At 70.5% G+C, this 20,461-nt stretch carries 19 protein-coding genes; 10 read left to right on the forward strand and 9 right to left on the reverse strand.

Going from position 1 to position 20,461, the window contains the following annotated elements:
* The first annotated feature begins 124 nt into the window (after positions 1 to 124).
* Positions 125 to 484 carry an ATP-binding protein gene (locus tag OG496_RS35045; RefSeq protein WP_366489377.1) on the forward strand — a complete coding sequence of 120 codons (360 nt, stop codon included), beginning with the start codon at positions 125 to 127 and terminating at the stop codon, positions 482 to 484.
* Positions 485 to 560: 76 nt separating this feature from the next.
* On the opposite strand, the gene OG496_RS35050 is transcribed toward OG496_RS35045, so the two are convergent.
* The 5 genes from OG496_RS35050 to afsQ1 all read right to left on the reverse strand — a co-directional run bounded on the left by OG496_RS35050 (position 561) and on the right by afsQ1 (position 4,431).
* Complete coding sequence (locus OG496_RS35050; protein WP_318018402.1) at positions 561 to 764, reverse strand: PspC domain-containing protein; 204 nt, start codon at positions 762 to 764, stop codon at positions 561 to 563.
* Positions 765 to 857: 93 nt separating this feature from the next.
* Positions 858 to 1,409: a VanZ family protein gene (locus OG496_RS35055; RefSeq protein ID WP_405973748.1), complete on the reverse strand. Its 552-nt coding sequence runs from the start codon at positions 1,407 to 1,409 to the stop codon at positions 858 to 860.
* A gap of 117 nt (positions 1,410 to 1,526) precedes the next feature.
* Positions 1,527 to 2,171: a hypothetical protein gene (locus OG496_RS35060; RefSeq protein ID WP_366489379.1), complete on the reverse strand. Its 645-nt coding sequence runs from the start codon at positions 2,169 to 2,171 to the stop codon at positions 1,527 to 1,529.
* Positions 2,168 to 3,757 (reverse strand): ATP-binding protein, encoded by a 1,590-nt coding sequence (locus OG496_RS35065; RefSeq protein WP_405973749.1) that lies wholly within the window; start codon positions 3,755 to 3,757, stop codon positions 2,168 to 2,170. Before OG496_RS35065 ends, OG496_RS35060 begins: the two co-directional genes overlap by 4 nt.
* Positions 3,754 to 4,431, reverse strand: coding sequence for a two-component system response regulator AfsQ1 (gene afsQ1 / locus OG496_RS35070; RefSeq protein ID WP_033280216.1), 678 nt, complete (start codon positions 4,429 to 4,431; stop codon positions 3,754 to 3,756). The genes OG496_RS35065 and afsQ1 overlap by 4 nt, the downstream gene beginning before the upstream one ends.
* A gap of 278 nt (positions 4,432 to 4,709) precedes the next feature.
* On the opposite strand from afsQ1, the gene OG496_RS35075 reads away from it, so the two are divergent.
* Positions 4,710 to 5,447 (forward strand): SigE family RNA polymerase sigma factor, encoded by a 738-nt coding sequence (locus OG496_RS35075; protein WP_366489380.1) that lies wholly within the window; start codon positions 4,710 to 4,712, stop codon positions 5,445 to 5,447.
* Between the two features lie 178 nt (positions 5,448 to 5,625).
* Here the strand turns inward: OG496_RS35075 and OG496_RS35080 are convergent, their stop codons facing one another.
* Positions 5,626 to 6,282 (reverse strand): uridine kinase, encoded by a 657-nt coding sequence (locus OG496_RS35080; protein ID WP_405973750.1) that lies wholly within the window; start codon positions 6,280 to 6,282, stop codon positions 5,626 to 5,628.
* 127 nt (positions 6,283 to 6,409) lie between these two features.
* On the opposite strand from OG496_RS35080, the gene OG496_RS35085 reads away from it, so the two are divergent.
* Positions 6,410 to 6,814: a hypothetical protein gene (locus OG496_RS35085; protein ID WP_405973751.1), complete on the forward strand. Its 405-nt coding sequence runs from the start codon at positions 6,410 to 6,412 to the stop codon at positions 6,812 to 6,814.
* 76 nt (positions 6,815 to 6,890) lie between these two features.
* On the opposite strand, the gene OG496_RS35090 is transcribed toward OG496_RS35085, so the two are convergent.
* From OG496_RS35090 to deoC, 3 genes are read right to left on the reverse strand one after another with little or no spacing between them, the layout of a single operon-like run.
* Positions 6,891 to 7,793, reverse strand: coding sequence for an aldehyde dehydrogenase family protein (locus tag OG496_RS35090; RefSeq protein WP_405973752.1), 903 nt, complete (start codon positions 7,791 to 7,793; stop codon positions 6,891 to 6,893).
* Positions 7,794 to 9,269: an aldehyde dehydrogenase family protein gene (locus OG496_RS35095; RefSeq protein WP_405973753.1), complete on the reverse strand. Its 1,476-nt coding sequence runs from the start codon at positions 9,267 to 9,269 to the stop codon at positions 7,794 to 7,796.
* A 5-nt stretch (positions 9,270 to 9,274) separates the two neighbouring features.
* A complete protein-coding gene (gene deoC / locus OG496_RS35100; protein ID WP_405976772.1) occupies positions 9,275 to 10,234 on the reverse strand; it encodes a deoxyribose-phosphate aldolase in 960 nt (319 codons plus the stop codon).
* 191 nt (positions 10,235 to 10,425) lie between these two features.
* On the opposite strand from deoC, the gene OG496_RS35105 reads away from it, so the two are divergent.
* The 7 genes from OG496_RS35105 to OG496_RS35135 all read left to right on the forward strand — a co-directional run bounded on the left by OG496_RS35105 (position 10,426) and on the right by OG496_RS35135 (position 20,253).
* Positions 10,426 to 11,121, forward strand: coding sequence for a PH domain-containing protein (locus OG496_RS35105; protein ID WP_366489386.1), 696 nt, complete (start codon positions 10,426 to 10,428; stop codon positions 11,119 to 11,121).
* Positions 11,122 to 11,220: 99 nt separating this feature from the next.
* On the forward strand, positions 11,221 to 12,879 hold the full coding sequence (locus tag OG496_RS35110; protein ID WP_405973754.1) for a hypothetical protein: 1,659 nt from the start codon (positions 11,221 to 11,223) through the stop codon (positions 12,877 to 12,879).
* 248 nt (positions 12,880 to 13,127) lie between these two features.
* On the forward strand, positions 13,128 to 13,526 hold the full coding sequence (locus tag OG496_RS35115) for a hypothetical protein (RefSeq protein ID WP_405973755.1): 399 nt from the start codon (positions 13,128 to 13,130) through the stop codon (positions 13,524 to 13,526).
* Positions 13,527 to 13,730: 204 nt separating this feature from the next.
* Positions 13,731 to 14,735: a phosphate ABC transporter permease subunit PstC gene (pstC, locus tag OG496_RS35120; protein WP_405973756.1), complete on the forward strand. Its 1,005-nt coding sequence runs from the start codon at positions 13,731 to 13,733 to the stop codon at positions 14,733 to 14,735.
* 78 nt (positions 14,736 to 14,813) lie between these two features.
* Positions 14,814 to 16,088 carry a phosphate ABC transporter permease PstA gene (gene pstA / locus OG496_RS35125; protein WP_405973757.1) on the forward strand — a complete coding sequence of 425 codons (1,275 nt, stop codon included), beginning with the start codon at positions 14,814 to 14,816 and terminating at the stop codon, positions 16,086 to 16,088.
* Positions 16,085 to 17,788: a phosphate ABC transporter substrate-binding protein PstS gene (gene pstS / locus OG496_RS35130; protein ID WP_405973758.1), complete on the forward strand. Its 1,704-nt coding sequence runs from the start codon at positions 16,085 to 16,087 to the stop codon at positions 17,786 to 17,788. The genes pstA and pstS overlap by 4 nt, the downstream gene beginning before the upstream one ends.
* Positions 17,788 to 20,253 (forward strand): hypothetical protein, encoded by a 2,466-nt coding sequence (locus tag OG496_RS35135; protein ID WP_405973759.1) that lies wholly within the window; start codon positions 17,788 to 17,790, stop codon positions 20,251 to 20,253. Before pstS ends, OG496_RS35135 begins: the two co-directional genes overlap by 1 nt.
* Positions 20,254 to 20,461 lie beyond the last annotated feature (208 nt).

Raw genomic sequence — 20,461 nt, forward strand, 5'->3', positions numbered from 1 at the left:
GACCGGAATGCGGGCGGGTGTTCACAATCCGTCCGCATTTCGATGTTTGCGGCGGATGCCTTCGCGTGTTTACGGTCTTGGACCGCTCACATCCCCCGTCATCCCATTCAAGGACGCATTCACCATGAAGCAGTCTGCTGCCAAGACCCTCGGTGTCGCCGCCCTCGGTGCCGCTTTCGCCGCTGTCGGCGCGGGTGCCGCGAGCGCGGCTCCGGCGCTTCCGGACGCCACCCAGGCGCTGGGTACCGTGACCCACACGCTGCCCGCGGAGAACGTCGCCAAGGCGCTGCCGGGTGCCGGCCAGGCGCTGAGCCAGGCGCAGCCCGCGCTCGCCGGTGGTCTGTCCGCCGTGCAGCCCGCCGCCGAGAAGGTGCTGTCCGACGGTCCGACCGCGCCCGTCGCCGGGCTGCTGGGCGGCCTCCCGCTGTCGAACACGGGCCTGCCCACGCACGGCCTGCCCCTGAACGGCATCCCCCTGGGCTGAGCCCACCCCCGAACGCGCCGATGGGGCGCACCCCCGGACGAGGGGTGCGCCCCATCGGCGTACGCGCGCCGGAGCCTCACCAGGCCTCGCCGCGCACCTTGTCCTCGGCCGGGAACAGGATCCACAGCGCGATGTAGAGCAGGAACTGCGGACCGGGCAGCAGGCAGGAGACCAGGAAGATCACCCGCATCGTGGTCGCGGAGGTACCGAAGCGCCGCGCCAGCGCTGCGCACACTCCGCCGATCATGCGGCCTTGGGTGGGGCGGGCAATGGCGGTCATGATGGGCTCCTTCGCGAGCGGCTGTCCGGGGCCCCCGTGTGGTTGCCCCATCTGCCTTCAACGGTACGGAGCCGCTGCCCGCCCGGCGTCGCTCTACGGTGCGATGCCGACCCTGGGAATCGTCGGGGTCCGTCCCTGAGCCGGTTCCTCCTGGAGGACGGTCAGGGGCTGTCGGGTCTCAGCCCTGCGGCGGAGCCAGGAGCGGGCCGCCGGGACGATCGCGGCGTGCGCGAGGGCGACGCCCACGGTGTTCATGAGCAGCGAGTCGATGTCGACGACCTGGCCCGGCACCCCGGTCTGGAGCAGTTCGATGCCCAGGGAGATCAGGGCGCCCGCCGCGACCGTACGGATGAAGGACGCGAGCGGGGAGACATGGAGTCTGCCGCTGACCATCGGGAGCAGGACGCCCAGCGGGGCCAGCAGCGCGAGGCCCTCGCCGATCCGCTTCGACGCCTCCGGCCAGCCCATGGCCAGATCGGCTCTGATACTGGCCAGCGGGTGCAGGTTCGGGGGCATTACCCAGGGGACGTCCCTTGGGCGCAGCGTGACCCAGGCGACGAGCACGAGATGTGCGACGAGGAGGACACCTCCTGCCACACGGACGCGAATCGCGGCGCTGCCGCCGATGGAGCCTTGACGCTGCACGCCCCACAAGACGCCCTCTCCGGCACGATCGGTTCCGGGTAGGCACCGAGCACCAGGGTGAGGCCTGCGCCACACGCCCCTTTTCGCGCCTCGTTCACCCCCGGGGCGCACGCGGCTTCAGCCGCCCGTCACCTCGCTGGACGGCGGTGCCTTGGTGCCCGGGTCGGAGCGGACGTCGTCCGTGCACTCGTAACGGCGCAGCGGCGAGCCGTCCGGGCCGCCGAGGATCACGGAGCCGTCGCCCTCGGCCGCGGCCGAGTCGGAGAACGTACAGACGAGCTGGGCGAGCGCGTACGACGTGAGGTCGGCCGGTGAATTGCTCAGCCGCAGCGCGTCCTTGGGGTCCTTGGCGCGGGGCCCGCTCACCGTCATGCCGCCGCGCACGTCGGTCGTGTACCCGGCGTCCTTCTCGCCCGACGACGGCGACTCCGCGAGCTGGTCCAGCAGCCCCTGGGCGACGATGACGCGCCGCTGCACGTCCGCCGTGCCGTCCGGCACCTGCACGGCCCGGTCGACGGTCACCAGCGACGACCCGCACAGCAGGAACACCTGCACGGGCACCCCGCGCGCGGCCTGCGGCGACACGTCCGGCTCGGTGAGCGTGCACGGCACCCGTGACGGCGCCGCCCCGAAGTCGGTCGGCACCTCCGTGGCCCGGATCCCGCATCCGGCGAGCAGCAGGCCGAGCAGGGGGAGCGCCAGCAACGGCCGTACCGCCAGGGCGCGTTCGCGGGGCCGGGCCGTCAACTGTCGTACGGTCATGATCCGTTCCCCTCGGAGCCGACCGATCCGTCAGGGCCTTCGCCCTCGCCCTTGTCGGTCTCCTCCGTGAGTGTGGAGGCGTCCCGGGGCAGGCGCAGGGTGAACACCGCGCCGCCGTCGGGGGAGTTGGCGGCGGTGATCTCGCCGCCGTGGATGTGGGCGTTCTCCAGAGCGATGGAGAGGCCGAGGCCGCTGCCCTCGGAGCGGGGCCGGGAGGCGCTCGCCTTGTAGAAGCGGTCGAAGACGTGCGGCAGGACGTCCTCGGGGATGCCGGGGCCGTGGTCGCGGACCGCGATGACGAGGTCGTCGTCCTCCAACCGGACCGACACCCGGACCGGCGAGCCGCCGTGCTTGAGGGCGTTGCCGATGAGGTTGGCGAGGATGACGTCCAGGCGGCGCGGGTCGAGCACGGAGTGGATGCCGCGCTCCGCGTCCAGGTCCACGGCGTCCAGCCAGGCGCGCGCGTCGATGCACGCGGTGATCTGGTCGGCGAGGTCGACGTCGTCCAGGACGAGGCGGGCGGTGCCCGCGTCGAAGCGGGTGACCTCCATCAGGTTCTCGACGAGGTCGCCGAGCCGCTTGGTCTCGCTGACGACGAGCCGTACGGCAGGCTCGATCATCGGGTCCACGCTGCCGGTCTCGGCGTCGAGTTCCTCCTCCAAGACCTCCACCACGGCGGTGATGGCGGTGAGTGGAGTCCGCAGCTCGTGCGACATGTCGGCGACGAAACGGCGCGAGGCGTCGTCGCGGGCGGCCATGTCGGCGACCCGCTTCTCCAGCGCCTCGGCGGTCTGGTTGAACGTCCGTGACAGTTCGGCGAGTTCGTCGGTACCGGAGACCCGCAGCCGGGTGTCGAGCTTGCCCTCGCCGAGCCGGCGCGCGGCGATGCCGAGCCGGTGCACGGGCTTGAGGACGGTCGTCGCGGCGGCCTGCGCGAGCAGCGCGGAACCGATCAGCGCGAGCCCGGTCGCGATACCCAGCGACCAGGCGAGGGAGTTGAGGTCCTTCGCCTCGGGCTCAAGGGACTTGAGCATGTAACCGGTCGGCCCGCCGCCGATCATCCGGGTCCCGGCCACCAGATACGGCGTGCCGTGCTCGGTGACCCGCTGCCAGTACAGGTGGTACGGCTCCTTGTTGCCGTCGGACACCGACTGCTGCTTGTTCACCGCCGTCCGCAGCGACTTGGGCACGTCCTCCAGCGAAAAGCCGTTCAGGCCGCCCGAGTTGCCGTAGACCGTCTTGTCGTTCGCGTCCTCGCCGACGAGCAGGACGCTGAAGCGCTGGCTGCTGTTGGCCATCTGGCCCGCGGTGCGCATCAGTTCGTCCTGCGTGGGGTGCATGGGCAGGGCGCCGGCGCGGTTCTGCATCTCCTGGCGGAAGTCGCGCAGGACGGCGTCCTGGGCGCGGGTGAGGACGGCCTCGCGGTTGAGCCAGTACGCGATGCCGGACGCGGACACGGCGGCGGTCAGCGCGACCAGGCCGAAGACCACGACCAGCCTGAGGCGCAGGCTGGTGAACCGCAGCCGCCACAGAACTCCCTTACGACCCGGGCGCCAGCCGCGGATCCCCCCTGGTGCGTCGGTCACTGAGGCGAGTCCAGGCGGTAGCCGACGCCGCGCACGGTACGGATGAGGGTCGGGGACGACGGGATGTCCTCGACCTTGGCGCGCAGCCGCTGGACACAGGCGTCCACCAGCCGCGAGTCACCGAGGTAGTCGTGCTCCCACACCAGGCGCAGCAACTGCTGCCGGGACAGGGCCTGTCCGGGCCGCCGGCTCAGCTCCAGGAGCAACCGCAGCTCGGTGGGCGTGAGTTGGAGGTCCTCGCCGTTCTTCGTGACGGTCATCGCGGCCCGGTCGATCACCAGCGAACCGAACGTCGCCGCGTCGTTGGCCTCGCGCTCCCCGCGCCGCAGCACGGCCCGGATACGGGCGTCGAGCACGCGCCCCTGCACGGGTTTGACCACGTAGTCGTCGGCGCCGGACTCCAGTCCGACGACGATGTCGATGTCGTCGCTGCGCGCGGTGAGCAGAATGATCGGCAGCTGGTCCGTGCGCCGGATACGACGGCACACCTCGAAACCGTCGATGCCGGGCAGCATCACATCCAGCACGATCAGGTCCGGCCGCTGCTCACGCAACAGCTTCAGACCGTCCTCGCCGCTGGCAGCGGTGGCTACCCGGTGTCCCTGGCGCGTCAGCGAGAGCTCCAGGGCCGTCCGGATGGCGTCGTCGTCCTCGATCAGCAACAGGGAAGGCACGGGGCTCATTCTGGCCCATGGCGGGCCGGGGTTTCGACACCTGTACGTGTACGTAGCTGTCGTAGGTACGTGTGCGCACCCGTAGCGCCCTTTTCTGTGACCGGACTGTCCGTTTTCTGAGGCCAGCCGCAGAGACCGGGCCCTGTGACAGGTCTGTGACAGTCGGGGGACACGTCCATGAAGTGCCCCCGGCAGGATTTTCGGCACAGGCAAGGAACCACGAGGGAACCGAGCCGGAACTTCCGAACACCGGGCAAGTCCACTACGGGGGGCGCGAGATGAACACGCTGCACAGCACCAGCAACAACGCAGTCATCACGCGTCTGCACGACGTCACCCGGGGTTCCGAGAAGTCCGGTGCCGTGAGCGGGCGGGGGTGCGCTCGCGGCACCGGGCGTCAGCACACCGGTTACATGACGGTGGTTGACGCGCACACGGGGGAAGCGCACGGGGGAAGCGCGTACAGGGAGGACACGGGGGAGCGTCGCTCGCTGTCGGAGGCGGAGTTCACCGCCTACGTCCAGGAGCGCCGCGCCTCCCTGTACGCCACCGCGTACCACCTGACCGGTGACCGCTTCGAGGCCGAGGACCTGCTGCAGAGCGCGCTGTTCTCGACGTACAAGGCATGGGACCGGATCAGCGACAAGGCCGCGGTCGGGGGCTACCTCCGCCGCACCATGACGAACCTGCACATCAGCGCGTGGCGCCGCCGCAAGCTGAACGAGTACCCGACCGAGGAACTGCCGGAGACGCCCGGCGACACGGACGCGATGCGCGGCACCGAACTGCGCGCGGTCCTGTGGCAGGCGCTGTCCCGGCTGCCGGAACTCCAGCGCACCATGCTGGTCCTCCGCTACTACGAGGGCCGCACGGACCCGGAGATCGCGGAGATCCTCGACATCAGTGTCGGCACGGTGAAGTCCAGCATCTGGCGGTCGCTCCGCCGCATGCGTGAGGACGAGGTCCTCAGCTTCGGCCGTGACGAGGAGGACGCCTTCGGGGAGCTTGTCGCCTGAAGGTTGGGGGGAATAGGTAACGGGGGAGGTCCGGGGGGACCGCGGGGGATCGGTACCGGGGGGTGCCGACGGGGTCACGGGGACCATGGGGGGAAACACGGGGGAAGTACCACGGGGGAACGGGGAGAGCGGGACTGGAGGGCCGGGGGGTCCGTCCAGTCCCGCTTTTTTCGTGCCCTCAGACGGTGGGGGTGGTGGCGGGCGTGGAAGCGGCGGCCGGGCGCCGGCCCACCGCCGCCGCCGCCGCGAGCCTGCCCAGCGCCTCGTCCTTGTCGCAGGCGTACGCGCCGAGTCCGGTCTGCCGGGCCACGATCGACCGCTCCAGCCGCATCAGCCGCCAGCCGCGCCGCAACAGGAACGGCACGGACTTACGGCCCTCCCTGAGATCCCGCAGGAAACGGCGCCGGAAGGTGCGCATCGGGCCGCGGCTCAGGCACAGCGCGTCCGCGAGGACGCCCAGCTCCTGGCACCGGGTGATGACCTCGGCGGCGAAGATGCCCTCCGCTATGAACAACGGGGTCCGGCCCACATCGACCGCCTCCGTGCCCGTGCGGGCGCTCAGCGAGATGTCGTAGACCGGCACGTCCGTACGGCCCGTGCGGCACAGCTCGACGATCGCGGTGACCGCGACGTCCGCGTCCCAGGAGTCGGGGTGGTCCCAGTCGATGTCCGAACTCCCCGCCACCTGCGGCAGCGTCGGGTCGTCGCCCTCTTTGTAGAAGTCGTCGAGCCGCAGCACGGGTAGACCGGACCGGGCGGAGACGAGGGACTTGCCGGACCCCGAGGGGCCGCACAGCAGCACGACACGGGCCGGTGACGGGGAAAGGATGCTCACGGGACACCAGTTTGACGCATTCCGTACGTCCTGCCGACCCCGCGGGTCGCCAGTGGAACGCGCATCACACGTCAACTACCCTTCGTGCTGACCTGATTACCCTGCGCACCAGAAGGTGGCACCAGCAATGGCACGACACACGTCCCCCCAGCATCCGACCGCCCAGCGCGCCCTCGTCGCCCTCGCGATCGCCTCAGGCGCCCTCGGTGCGGGGGCGGCGTCGGCAGCCGCGGACACCGCGCCGGTGGTCGACGTGATGCGGACGCGGCCCACGTCCTTGGGCAAGATCGACCCCGCGGCGGGGCTCGGCGCCGTCACCGGCACGGTCGGATATGTCACCGGGCCGGTCGCGGGTCTCAAGCCCAACCCCCTCGCGGGGACGGGTGTCGACCCGCTCGACAACGGGGTCGCGACCCAGCTCGCGGACTTCCAGCCGTTGGCCTCGCAGGCGTTGACGGGGCCGGTGGCCGAGGCTCAGTCGATCGGGAGCATGCCGGTGGTGGGGCAGGTGACGGGGCTGTTGGGGGGTTGAGCGACTGCGGGGGCGGGCGCGGGGAGCCGCATGTCGAACACAGCCCCGCGCCCCTGGGCGTTGGCCTTCGGCCTGCCTAGTACGACGAGCCGGATGCCCCCAGCGAACCCGTCGGGTGCCAGACCGTCTTCGTCTCCAGGAAGGCCGTCAGACGGTCGATGCCGGGAGTCTCCGCGTAATCCACAGGCTGTGGACGGAGAACCCGCTTGAGGTTGTCGGCCGCTGCGATCTCCAGCTCCTTCGCCAGTACGTCGTCCGCGCCCGCCAAGTCGATCGCGTTGACGTCCTGGTGTGCGGCCAGGGGGGCCGCGATCTCCGCCGTCCTGCCGGACAGGATGTTGACGACGCCGCCGGGCAGGTCGGAGGTGGCCAGGACCTCGCCCAACGACAGTGCGGGGAGCGGGGAGTTCTCGCTCGCGATGACGATGGCCGTGTTGCCGGTCGCGATCACCGGGGCGACGACCGAGATCAGGCCGAGGAAGGAGGACTCCTGGGGTGCCAGGACGGTGACCACTCCCGTCGGCTCGGGGGACGACAGGTTGAAGTACGGGCCCGCCACCGGGTTCGCGCCGCCGACCACCTGCGCGATCTTGTCCGTCCAGCCCGCGTACCAGACCCAGCGGTCGATCGCCGCGTCGACCACGACGGCCGCCTTCGACTTCGACAGGCCCTCCGCGTCCGCGACTTCCCGCGCGAACTGGTCCTTGCGGCCCTCCAGCATCTCGGCGATGCGGTAGAGGATCTGGCCGCGGTTGTAGGCCGTAGCGCCGGACCAGCCGCCGAACGCCTTGCGGGCCGCCACTACGGCGTCGCGGGCGTCCTTGCGGGAGGACTGCGGCGCGTTCGCGAGCCACTTGCCCTTGGAGTCGGTCACCTCGTACACCCGGCCGCTCTCGCTCCGGGGGAACTTGCCCCCGACGTACAGCTTGTAGGTCTTGAAGACGCTGAGGCGTTCGTTGGTGCGATCAACTGTGCTCATTTATCGCTCGCCCTCCGGGCTCGACGGGGCGAGGTACGCCTCCAGGCCGTGGCGACCGCCCTCGCGGCCGAAGCCCGACTCCTTGTAGCCGCCGAACGGCGAGGTCGGGTCGAACTTGTTGAACGTGTTGGACCAGATGACACCCGCGCGCAGCTTGCTCGCGACCGCGAGGATGCGGGAGCCCTTCTCCGTCCAGATGCCGGCGGAGAGGCCGTACTGCGTGTTGTTGGCCTTCGCGACCGCCTCCTCGGGCGTGCGGAAGGTCAGGACCGACAGCACCGGGCCGAAGATCTCGTCGCGGGCGATGGTGTGCGCCTGGGTGACGTTCGTGAAGAGCGTCGGGGCGAACCAGTAGCCGGAGGACGGGAGTTCGCAGGACGGGGACCAGCGCTCGGCGCCCTCCGCCTCGCCCTGTTCGACGAGCGAGGTGATCCGCGAGAGCTGTTCGGCGGAGTTGATCGCGCCGATGTCCGTGTTCTTGTCGAGCGGGTCGCCGAGGCGGAGCGTGGAGAGCCTGCGCTTCAGGGAGTCCAACAGCTCGTCCTGGATGGACTCCTGGACGAGCAGGCGGCTGCCCGCGCAGCAGACCTGGCCCTGGTTGAAGAAGATGCCGGTGACGATCCCCTCCACCGCCTGGTCGATGGGGGCGTCGTCGAAGACGATGTTCGCGCCCTTGCCGCCGAGTTCGAGGGTGACCTTCTTGGTCGTACCGGCCACCTGGCGCGCGATCGCCTTGCCGACCGCCGTGGAACCGGTGAAGGCGACCTTGTTCACGTCCGGGTGCGCGACCAGCGCGGCGCCCGAATCGCCGTAGCCCGGAAGGATGTTGACGACACCCTTGGGGATGCCCGCCTGGCGGCAGATGTCCGCGAAGAAGAGTGCCGAGAGGGGGGTCGTCTCCGCGGGCTTCAACACGACCGTGTTGCCGGTGGCCAGTGCCGGGGCGATCTTCCACGCGAGCATCAGGAGCGGGAAGTTCCAGGGGATCACCTGGCCCGCGACGCCGAGCGGCTGCGGGTTCGCGCCGAAGCCGGCGTGGTCCAACTTGTCGGCCCAGCCCGCGTAGTAGAAGAAGTGCGCGGCGACCAGGGGAAGGTCCGCGTCGCGCGTCTCCTTGATGGGCTTGCCGTTGTCCAGGGTCTCCAGGACGGCCAGTTCGCGGCTGCGCTCCTGGATGATCCGGGCGATGCGGAACAGGTACTTCGCGCGCTCGGAGCCGGGCAGCGCCGACCACTTCTCGAAGGCCTTGCGGGCGGCCTTCACCGCGCGGTCGACGTCCGCCTCGCCCGCCTGGGCGATCTCGGAGAGGACCTCTTCGGTCGAGGGGGAGACGGTCTTGAAGACCTTGCCGTCGGCCGCCTCGGTGAACTCGCCGTCGATGAACAGGCCGTAGGAGGGCGCGATGTCGACGACGGCGCGCGACTCGGGCGCCGGTGCGTACTCAAATGCGGATGCGGATGCAGATGTGGATGCCATGTGGATCAGTCCACCGTCACGTAGTCGGGGCCGGAGTAGCGGCCGGTGGCCAGCTTCTGACGCTGCATCAGCAGGTCGTTCAGGAGCGAGGACGCGCCGAAGCGGAACCAGTGGTTGTCCAGCCAGTCCTCGCCCGCCGTCTCGTTGACGATGACCAGGAACTTGATCGCGTCCTTGGAGGTACGGATACCGCCCGCGGGCTTCACGCCGACCTGGACGCCGGTCTGGGCGCGGAAGTCGCGGACCGCCTCCAGCATCAACAGGGTGTTCGCGGGCGTGGCGTTGACGGCGACCTTGCCCGTCGACGTCTTGATGAAGTCCGCGCCGGCCAGCATGCCGAGCCAGCTCGCGCGGCGGATGTTGTCGTACGTCGACAGCTCGCCGGTCTCGAAGATGACCTTCAGGCGGGCGGCGCCCGAGGCCTCCTTCACGGCGACGATCTCGTCGTAGACCTTCATGTAGTTGCCCGCGAGGAACGCCCCGCGGTCGATGACCATGTCGATCTCGTCGGCGCCGGCGGCGACCGCGTCGCGCACGTCGGCCAGCTTCACGGCGAGCGCGGCACGGCCGGCCGGGAAGGCGGTGGCGACGGAGGCGACCTTCACGGAGGAACCGGCGACGGCCTCCTTGGCGGTGGCCACCATGTCGGGATAGACGCAGACGGCCGCAGTCGAGGGGCTCGTGCGGTCGGTCGGGTCGGGGCGGACCGCCTTGGCGCCGAGCGCCCGGACCTTGCCGGGGGTGTCCGCGCCTTCCAGCGTCGTCAGGTCGACCATCGAGATGGCGAGGTCGATGGCGTACGCCTTCGCGGTGGTCTTGATGGAACGGGTCCCGAGCGAGGCGGCACGCGCCTCCAGGCCGACCGCGTCGACGCCGGGCAGCCCGTGGAGGAAACGGCGCAGCGTGCTGTCGGAAGCCGTTACCTCGCCGAGTGCGTGTGCAGCAGCAGGTGCAGTGGTGGGCATGGTCACCACACGAGCATATCTACGCGCGTAGCAGCTGTACACCCCGGGCAAGTGGTCCTACCTAGGGGCGCGGGGCCGTATCCGTGTGCGGCTCCGTCGCGTGGGCGCGACCAGCCGCAGCGCACCCGCGGTCGCGAACGCAACAGGTCCCCGACGGCGAGCAGGCGCACCCCTGAGGCAGAATCGGCAGCATGACGACCCCGCACCCCGAGCCCAAAGACCGGATCTACCGCTCACCCGCGGGCCTCATCGGCGGTGTCCTGCTGCTGGCCATCGCCTGCTGGCTCGGCATCGACGCCCTGGTGTCCGGCCACGGCCGCACCCCGTGGCTCGCGCTCGCCGGCCTGATCCTCGTCGTCCCGGCGATCGCCGCGTTCACGCTCCGCCCGGCGGTGTACGCGGGCCCGGACCGGCTGCGCGTCCGCAACCCGTTCCGGGTCGTCGTACTGCCGTGGGGTGAGATCGCCACGCTGCGGTCCGGGTTCTCGAACGAGGTCGTCACGAAGGCGGGCGCCAAGTTCCAGCTGTGGTCGGTGCCGGTCTCGCTGCGGGCCCGCAAGAAGGCGGCGCGGCGCGAGGCGAAGGCCGCGGCGGAGGCGGCGGGCGCGCAGCGCGGCGGCAGATCCGGCGCCCTGGGCTTCGGCGGCGGGCTCGGCGGGTTCGGCGGCGGCATGGGCGCGGGCAGCGGCATGCGGGGCGGCGCCGTGCCGGGCGGGTCCACGCGCGCGGAGTCCGACCAGATCATGACCGACCTGCGCGAACTGCTGGAGGCCAGGGAGCAGGCGGAGTCGGCACAGGGCGAGGTCACCGTGCGCTGGGCGTACGAGGTGGTCGCGCCGGTGGTCGCCGGTGCCGTACTCCTGGCGATCCTGCTGGCGACGGGCTGACCGGACGGGCACCGCCCGCAGTCGCACCGCCCGCGCATCCCCCTCCGCACTGGGATCACCCGCACTCACCCCTCCCCACTCACACCTCTCTGGGATGTCATGACCACGAACGTCCGGGAGTCGTCGCCGCTGCCCCTTTCCGCGATACCCGAGGGGTGCGTGGACTGGAACGGGGAGCACGCGCGCGTGTGGGCCGGCGCGGTGGTCCCGTGGTGGGTACCGGTACGGCCGCGCCACTGGGCCGTCGAACTGGCCGTCTGGTGCGCCGTGCTGGCCGCCTTCGGCCTGCTGGCGACGACGGACCTGCCCCCGGACCTGGTTGCGCTGCTGCCGCTCCAGGTCGTCTGGTGGCTGTGGCGTCCCGAGGGCGTACGGTTCTCCGCCCCCGTACTGATCGTGCTGGCGGCGATACACGGGATCGGGCTGTCGTGGCCGGTCCTGGTGTGCGCCGCCCTGCTGGTCCTGGCCTCCGTGACGGCCACCGGGCTACGGGCACGCGCGCGTGCCCGCCAGCGGCACAGCGCCCTGGCCGCGACCGACGGGGTCACGGCCGTACCGCCGGACGCTGACGGGCCGGTGCGGCGGGGCGGGCTTTTCCTCAGGTTCGGGGCCGGTCTGGCCCTACCTGGTGTCGTCCTGCTCGCCACCTCCGGCCTGTGGCACGGGGCGGACGACCGCCAACTGGCCGTCGCGGAGGGCCTGTTCACGCTGGGCCTGGCCCTCACCCTGCTCCTCTCCGGAACCCTCGGCCGACGCCGGGCGGTCGCCCTGCGCACGGCACCCGCGCCCGTGCTGCGCGTCCTCGTCGGCAAGGACGAGCACGAGGACGCCGTGATCTACGCGACGGACGACACGGAGGCGCTACGGCCGCTGTTCACGGTCGCGACGAGGGCGGTACGCGACGACGAGGGGGAGGGGGACGGGGACGACAAGGGCGACGAGGCGGCGCGGGAGGAACTGGAGGAACTCCTCGACAAGGACGCGGCCGGTGAACCGGCCCCCCTGCGCGAGGCCGTCCTCTACGGCACCCCCTGCGACGGCGCCGAGATCCTCCTGCTCACCGCGCCGGAGGAGCCCGGTGAGCCGCCGGTGACGCAATGGTCAACCGGGCCCGTACGACCCTTGCCGGAGGGCGCCGCGCGGCGGCGGCTCGCCCGGGAGGAGCGGGCGGCGGTGCGGGCGGCGCGGGACGGGGAACTGGCCGCGACCGTGCGGGCGGGGACCACCGTGGTGCCGGTACGGCGCTGGCGGGCGGGGCCGGTGGACCGGCTGGCGGGCTTCCTGACGATGCTGTGGTGCGTGGGGTACTTCCTGTTGGGGATCGACGACAGCCTCTGGCTTCAAGGGCTGCTCCTCCTCACCGGCCTGCTGTGTGCCGTCCGCGTCCCCGTGAAACTCCGCTGGCGCATCACCGCCGACCGCACCGGTATCTGGCTGAACCGGCTGCGCGCCCCGCGCCACATCCCCTGGGACGACCTCCGCTCCGTCCGTCGGGAGTCCTTCGAGCTGCAACTGCGGGTGCGCGACGGCGACGACTGGTCGGTGGCCGCGCCCCGTTGGCCCTGGCTCCAACGCAGACGCCAACTCGCCCATCCCTACGACGCGTTGGCCGCCGAACTCGCCGCGATGATCGCCGACCCCGCCCTGCGCCCCACCGGCGAGAGCGGGGAGAAGGAGCGCGGGCGGCCGCTGTGGCCGTTCGCCGTGGGTCTCGGTATCGCCTGGATCGCGGTGCTCGTCACGCACTGGCTGTCCTGACCGCTGTGCGGGGCGGTGCCCCATGCCGACGCTTCCGTCCGCTTATTGGCAACGTTGTCCAGACCGTGCGGTGAGCGCTTTCCCTGTGCCTGTCCTAGGGGTTACCTAGGGGATACTTCGACATGAAGCGTGGGCCCGGCCACCACATTTGTCTCGTGCCGTTCACTCGTGCCTCAGTAGATTGCTGATGCCGTCCATAGCGCCGTACCTGCGGGTTTTACTCATCAATGGGCGGCAGGGGTGGGGACATGGAGCGGTCCGGTGAGGCGGCAAGACCTGCCGTCGCGGTGATGGGCATGAGATGTCAGATCGACATCGACGGCCGGGGCGGGTTCGGCTGGCGGCTGGTCGCCCCCAACGGTCGGGCGGTGGCGGTGTCGTTGACCTCGCACGACAGCCATGCGCGATGTCGTACGGCCTTCGTGCGGCTGTGCGCGCGCCACGCCGAGATGGGCGGTGGCATCCAGCACAGCACCGAGGGCGGCGGCTGGGTGTGGGTGGTGTGGGAGACGTCCGGGCGGCATCTGGCCGGCGCGGCGCGGACGTACGAGCGACATGCCACGTGCCGTGCCGCCTACGACCGTTTCCGCGCGATGCTGCCCGAACTGGTGGGTGCGGGGCCTGAGTTATTCGGGGACAGTAGCTGACGTTCGGTCAACTTGCCTACTCCACAGGTGAGTTCATCAACTGATACTGCCCAGCGGCGAGTTGTCCATGGTGCGGGCGGGGTCCGCGCAACGGTTGTTGCCCCCAGGGAACCTCTCGTTCACACCTCGGGGTGAGCATGTCAATCGTGGGCCCGGAGCGTCGGGACCGTGCCTGTGCCGAGACGAACCAGACAGCCGCAGCCCGTGACCGCTCTCGCGGCCGGGCCCGACGACGACGTGCCGAGACGCCTGTACGCCGACCCGGGTCTGCCCGACCGGGTCTTCCGCGTGGTGCTGCGCTCCGGCGGCACCTTCGTGCTGGGCGTCATGCTGCTCGTGGGCGGCTTCCTGCTCTACCGGGCGTGGCTGGCGCTGGACAAGGCCGGCTGGTCGTTCCTCACCACGGCCCAATGGGCGCCGGACCAGGGGAACTTCGGGATCGCGGCCGTGCTCGTCGGCACCGTGCTGATCGCGGTCGTCGCCGTGTCCGTGGCCGTACCGCTGGCCACCGGCGCGGCGCTGTACATCTCGGAGTACGCGCCGCCCCGGCTGCGCCGGACCCTGATCAGCACCGTCGACCTGATGGCCGCCGTGCCGTCGGTGGTCTACGGCCTGTGGGGCGTGTTCTTCCTCCAGGACAAGGTGCTGCCGATCGCCCGCTGGATCTCCACGTACTTCGGCTGGATCCCGGTCTTCGACGTGCGGGGCGCCGACCCGGCCGACCCGCTGGCGCCCGAGAGTCTCTACACGTCCTCGACGTTCATCGCGGGACTGGTCGTCGGCATGATGATCGCGCCGATCATCTGCTCGATCATGCGCGAGGTCTTCTCCCAGGCTCCCGCCGGTGAGCGCGAGGGCGCCTACGCGCTCGGCGCGACCCGCTGGGGCATGATCCGCAGCGTCGTCCTGCCCTTCGGGCGCGGCGGGATGATCGGCGGCACCATGCTCGGGCTCGGCCGGGCGCTCGGCGAGACCATCGCCATCTTCATGATCATCTCGGTGACCTTCGACATCCAGTGGCACGTCCTGCAGTCCGGGACCAGCTCGATCGCCTCGCTGATCGCGCTGCACTACGGCGAGGCCAGCGAGTTCGGCATGTCCGCCCTGATGGCGGCGGGTTTCGCGCTGTTCCTCATGACGCTGATCGTCAACTTCGCGGCCTCCTCCATCGTCGCCCGGTCCCGCTCGGGCGCGACGAGCGACGCCTGACGACGGCCCGAGGGTGACCCCCTTCCGTTCCCTCTCCCCGGCACCCGCAGCCCTTACGCCACACAGGAATGAGCGACCATGACCGTTGCCCCTGAAGCGCCCGGCGCGCGTCAGGCGACCGGCCGCCCGCGCACCACGCTGCCGGGCCCCGTGCCCGCCGCAGTGCCGGGCGGGGAGCGCCGCCGCGCCCTGACCCGGCTGCGCGCCACCGACACGTACGCCGTGGTCGGCGCCGCCGCCTCCGCGCTGTCGCTGACCTGGCTGCTGTTCGCCTGGGTGCTCCCCTTCAACGGCGCGGTCGGCTTCGTCGTCATGGCCTACGGCCTCTTCCTGCTGATCTACGCCCTGCTGGTCTCCTTCGACGAGGACGGGCCCGCCATCGTCGACCGGATCGCGGCGACGGTCGTCCGGTCGATGGGCGTGCTGCTGGTGGTGATCCTCGCGTTCGTCGTCGTGTACGCGCTCGTCGAGGGCCGCAAGGCGCTGGTGCACCTGAACTTCTTCACCCAGGACATGAAGCTGGCCGGCCCACTGGAGCCGCTCAGTGTGGGCGGCGCGCTGCACGCGGCGGCCGGCACCCTCATCATGATCACCATCGCGCTGATGATCACCGTGCCGGCCGGACTGGTCTGCGCGGTGTTCCTCACCGAAGTGCCCGGCGGCTACGCCCGGTTCGTGCGCACCATCGTCGAAGCGATGACGGCGCTGCCGTCGATCGTCGCCGGCCTGTTCATCTACGCCACCGTGATCCTGGGCCTCGGCCTGAGCCAGTCCGGCCTCGCCGCCGGTCTCGCCCTCTCGGTGATGATGCTGCCGATCATCATCCGGGCCGCCGACGTCGTGATCCGGCTGGTGCCCGGCACCCTGCGCGAGGCCAGTTACGCGATGGGTACGAGCCGTTGGCGCACGGTGTGGCACGTCGTCCTGCCGACCTGCCGCTCGGGCCTGACCACCGCCGTGATCCTGGGCACCGCACGCGGCATCGGCGAGACCTCACCGGTGCTGCTGACCGCGGGCTACACCAACGACCTCAACCTCAACCCGCTGCACGACCCGATGGTCTCCCTGCCGCTGGTCACCTTCGAGTACGTCAAGTCGCCCGAGCCGAACATGATTTCGCGCGGTTTCGGTACGGCCGCCCTGCTCATGACGCTGGTGCTGCTGCTCTTCGTCGCCGCGCGCATCGTCGGCGGCCGTGGACCGGGTCAGTTGAGCCGCCGTCAGGAACACCGGCGCGTCCTCGCGTCGCGACGTGACGCGCGTCGCTTCGCCGGTCGCCAGGCCCTCTCCGTTTCCATTCCTTCGTCGATCCCGAGCCCCAACGCCCTTACCGAAAACGGGAGTTCGTCGTGAAACCCGCCACTCGTCTCCGTCTGGCGGGCACCGTGCTGTCACTGCTGTGCGCCGTGCTCGCCGCCCAACCGTCGTCCGCCGCTGCCGCCTCCTACGCGAAGATCACCGGCTCCGGCTCGACCTGGAGCTCCAACGCGGTCCAGCAGTGGGTCCGCAACGTCAAGGCCAACTACGGCATGACGGTGAACTTCTCGGCCAACGGCTCCTCGCAGGGCCGCCAGCAGTTCAAGAACAACACCGTCGACTTCGCGGTCTCCGAGATCCCCTACGGCCTCAAGGAGCAGGGCGTCACCGAGGTCCCGCCGAGCCGCGGCTACGCCTACATGCCGATCGTGGCCGGCGGTACGGCGTTCATGTACAACCTCAAGATCAACGGCAAGATGGTCACCAACCTCCGCCTGTCCGGGGACGTACTCACCAAGATCTTCACCGGCAAGATCACCCGCTGGAACGACCCCGCGATCGCCGCCGACAACCCGGGCCTGACCATGCCGGCCCGCGCGATCGTCCCGGTCGTCCGCTCCGACGGTTCGGGCACCAGCGCCCAGTTCACCACCTGGATGTCCAAGGAGTACCCGGCCCTGTGGAGCGACTACTGCTCCCGCACCGGGCGCGGCAGCGGCAACTGCGGCATGACCTCGTTCTATCCGCTGCTCAGCGGCTCCACGATGGTCTCCAAGTCCGGCTCGCTCGGTGTCTCCGGCCATGTCCGCCAGCCCTCCGGCGAGGGCGCGATCACCTACGTCGAGTACTCCTACGCGAAGAACACCGGCTTCCCGGTGGCCAAGGTGCTCAACAAGGACAACTACTACGTCGAGCCGACCGCGGCGAGCGTGGCGGTGGCGCTGACCAAGGCCGAGATCAACGAGAACAAGCAGTCCTCGAACTACCTCACCCAGATCCTCGACAACGTCTACACGAACCCGGACGCCCGCACCTACCCGCTGTCCAGCTACAGCTACATGATCCTGCCGACGAAGGTGGAGGCGGGTTTCACCACGGCCAAGGGCAACTCCCTCGGCACGTTCGCCCGTTACTTCCTGTGCGACGGACAGCAGCAGGCCGACGACCTGGGCTACTCGCCGCTGCCGAAGAACCTCGTCGAGGCGGGCTTCGAGCAGATCCGCCGGGTGCCGGGCGCGCCCACCAGCACCATCAACATCAACGACTGCCGCAACCCCACCTTCTCCGGCGGGGTCAACACCCTGACGAAGAACGCCCCTTACCCCAAGTCCTGCGACAAGAAGGGCTCGACGCAGTGCACCACCGGCACGGCCGGCGCGGCGGGCACCGACACCCCGGTGAAGCCCGCCGCCAACGGCGGTAGCACCTCGGGCGGCTCCAACTCGTCGTCCGGCGGCTCGACTTCGGGCGGTTCCTCCGCCTCGGGCGGCACCGGCGGCACCGACACCAACGGCGACGGAAAGCCCGACAGCACCGCGAGCGCCGCGGCCGGCGGCACCTCCGGGGCGTCCGTCGACCCCGACACCGGCGAAGTCGTCAGCGGTGACGGGACCGGCACCGGCACCGGTGACACGTCGGTCGTGGCCAACCCGGTCGCCCTCGCCTCCGACAACGCCCTCGGGATGCGTGGCGCCCTGATGGCCCTGTCGGCCGTACTGCTTCTCGCGGTGGTCGTCGGACCACCGCTCACCGCGCGGATGCTGGCCGCCCGCTCGCGCCGCAAGAGGGAGTTCTGATGAGACGGCTGACGGTACGGACGGCGCCCGGCCGCCGGCGGGTGACCGCGGGCGTGGGCTGTCTGCTGTCCGCCCTGGTGCTGGCGGTACTGCCGCTGCCCCACGGAGCGGACCAGGCGCGGGCGGCGGTCACCGAGACGTCGGCGGTGACCAAGAGCGGGGCGAAGGGGCCGTACGACGACTTCTCGAATCTCAAGGTCACGGTGCACCAGACGAAGGACCTGACCGGGCAGGGCGTGCGGGTGACGTGGACGGGCGGGGCGCCGTCCGACAACTCGTACTCCAACTTCCTGTCGGTCATGCAGTGTTGGGGCGACGAGGCGTCCGGGCCGGACCGTACCCAGTGCGAGTACGGACTGGCGTCCGGCGTGCAGGCGGGAAACGGCCGGTTCGTGTACCAGGGCGGCGGTTCGCTCGGTGACCCGCTGGAGACCGGGTCCTCGACCCCGGTCGACAGGAACGGCACCCACTACGCGCCGTTCCGGCCGGTCGAGGGGCAGGGCGACCCGACCACGAGCGGCACGGACATCACGTACTTCAACGACGGGGACACCAACGCCGTCGCGTTCCTGCCGAACGACGGGGACGGCGGCGGCGACATGTCGTTCGAGCTGAAGTCGGCCGTGGAACAACCCGCCCTGGGCTGCGGCGCCCGCACCACGTCGGCCGGCACGATCCAGCCCTGCTGGCTGGTGGTGGTGCCCCGCGGCACCCACAACGCGAGCGGGAGCCCGTACAAGTCGGGCGACGCGGTCTCCTCCTCCCTGAGCCGGTCGAACTGGGATCAGCGCATAGCGTTCCGGCTCGGCTTCGCCCCGGTCACGGACAGTTGCGACCCGAGCAAGCCCGAGCGCGGAATCATGGGCTCCGAACTGGCCACCGACGCCGTCACGTCGTGGCAGAGCGCGCTGTGCAAGGCCGGAACGTACCGGTTCAACTACACCCAGTCCGGCGAGCAGCAGGCTCGGGACGCGGTGACCTCGGGTGACGCGCTGGCGGGGCTCGCCATGACGGTGGATCCCGTCGAACCGGTCGACGGGGGACCCCAGGTGGTGCACGCGCCCGTCGCGGTCACCGGGCTGACCGTCGGCTTCGTCTGGATGTACGACGTCACGGGCGGCACCGTGCCGTTGACGGAGCTCAAGCTCAACCAGAGGCTGCTGGCCAAGGTGCTCACGCAGTCCTATCCCCTCAGCCTGATCAAGCCGGGCGACAAGGTGCCCGGCTACCTCGCCGCCAACCCGGATTCCCTCGTCAAGGACCCCGAATTCCTCAAGCTCAATCCGGGCCTCGCGGGCCAGGCGGCCGCCAACACCCCCTTGGGTCTGGCCGTCGCCGTGGACAACACCGACTCCGCCAACCTGGTGTGGAAATACATTCTGGCGGACACCGACGCGAAGGAATTCATCGCGGGGAAGGCCGATCCCTGGGGAATGAAGGTGAACCCCGCGTACGAGAACGGGGTGCTCTCGGATTCCCTGGACTTCTTCCCCAAGACGGACCTCACGCCCACCACCACGCAGTGCGGGGGCGGCTACCCCGATTTCACGTACACCGGGCTTGACGTGGTCCCCTACATGAACGACATGCACGACGCGGCGCTGAAGATACGCCGTGGCTCCATCGGCACCGCGTACAACTGCGATTTCACCACTCTCCCGACGAAGCCGGCGGCGATCGATCGCCCGATCCCCACGCAACAGCGCCAGTTCGGCCTGGTCGACAACGCGTCCGCCGTGCGTTACCTGCTGGGTGCCGCCGCCCTGCCGAACGCCGACGGGCAGTACGTCAAGCCCACCAACGACTCCCTGCTCAAGGCCGTCGCCGAGATGCCCGACTCCGACGTGGCCGGAGTCAAGGCGCCCAACCCCGGCACGATGAAGGACGGCGCCTATCCGCTGACCGCGGTGGTCTACGCGGCGGCCTCCCTCGACCAGGCCAAGGACGCCCGCCTCGACTACGCCAGGGTGATGCGCTACGCGGCCGGCGACGGCCAGACCCAGGGCACCGTGAAGGGTCAACTGCCGTACGGATACGCCCCGTTGCCCACGGCGATGCGCACGCAGGCAAAACAGGCGGCGGCCCGGCTGGAGAAGGGCGTGCCGGACCCCGACGAGTCCGTCGGCGGCACGTCCGGAGGGAGCGGCGACCTGAGCGGCACCGGCAGCGGCGGCTCGGTGTCCGGCGGAGCGGACGGCGGCACCAGCGGCGCCACCGGCACCGGCTCAACCGGTACGTCGGGCGCCACCGCCGACGCCTCGGACACCGCCAAGCCCTCCACCGCCCCGGCGGAGACCGACCCGGCCAAGCAGAACGTGGCCCAGTCCGGCGGCTACACCCCCTCGGACGTGCTCGGGATCGTCCGCTGGGTACTGCTCGGCGTCCTCGTCGCCGGCGGAGCGGCCGCCCTCGCCGGCCCGGTCATGCTGCGCCTCTCCACACGCCGCCGGGCGGCCGGCGGCTGAGTTTCCCGGGTGTCCGGATTTCCCGGGGCGCATTCACGCCCCGGGAAATCCGCACACCGTCAAGTGAATTCCCTTGGAGTCACCTAGGAAATGGAGTCGTCACCTGATGACCGGCTGGAATTAGTGGTCCCGGGACGCGATTCTACGGAATTGTTCTGCGTGGCCGGCCGACGGGCCGGCGGCGAAAGAGATCCGGATTCTGCCTGTA

The organism is Streptomyces sp. NBC_00988 (assembly GCF_045162645.1).
Lineage (GTDB): Bacteria > Actinomycetota > Actinomycetes > Streptomycetales > Streptomycetaceae > Streptomyces.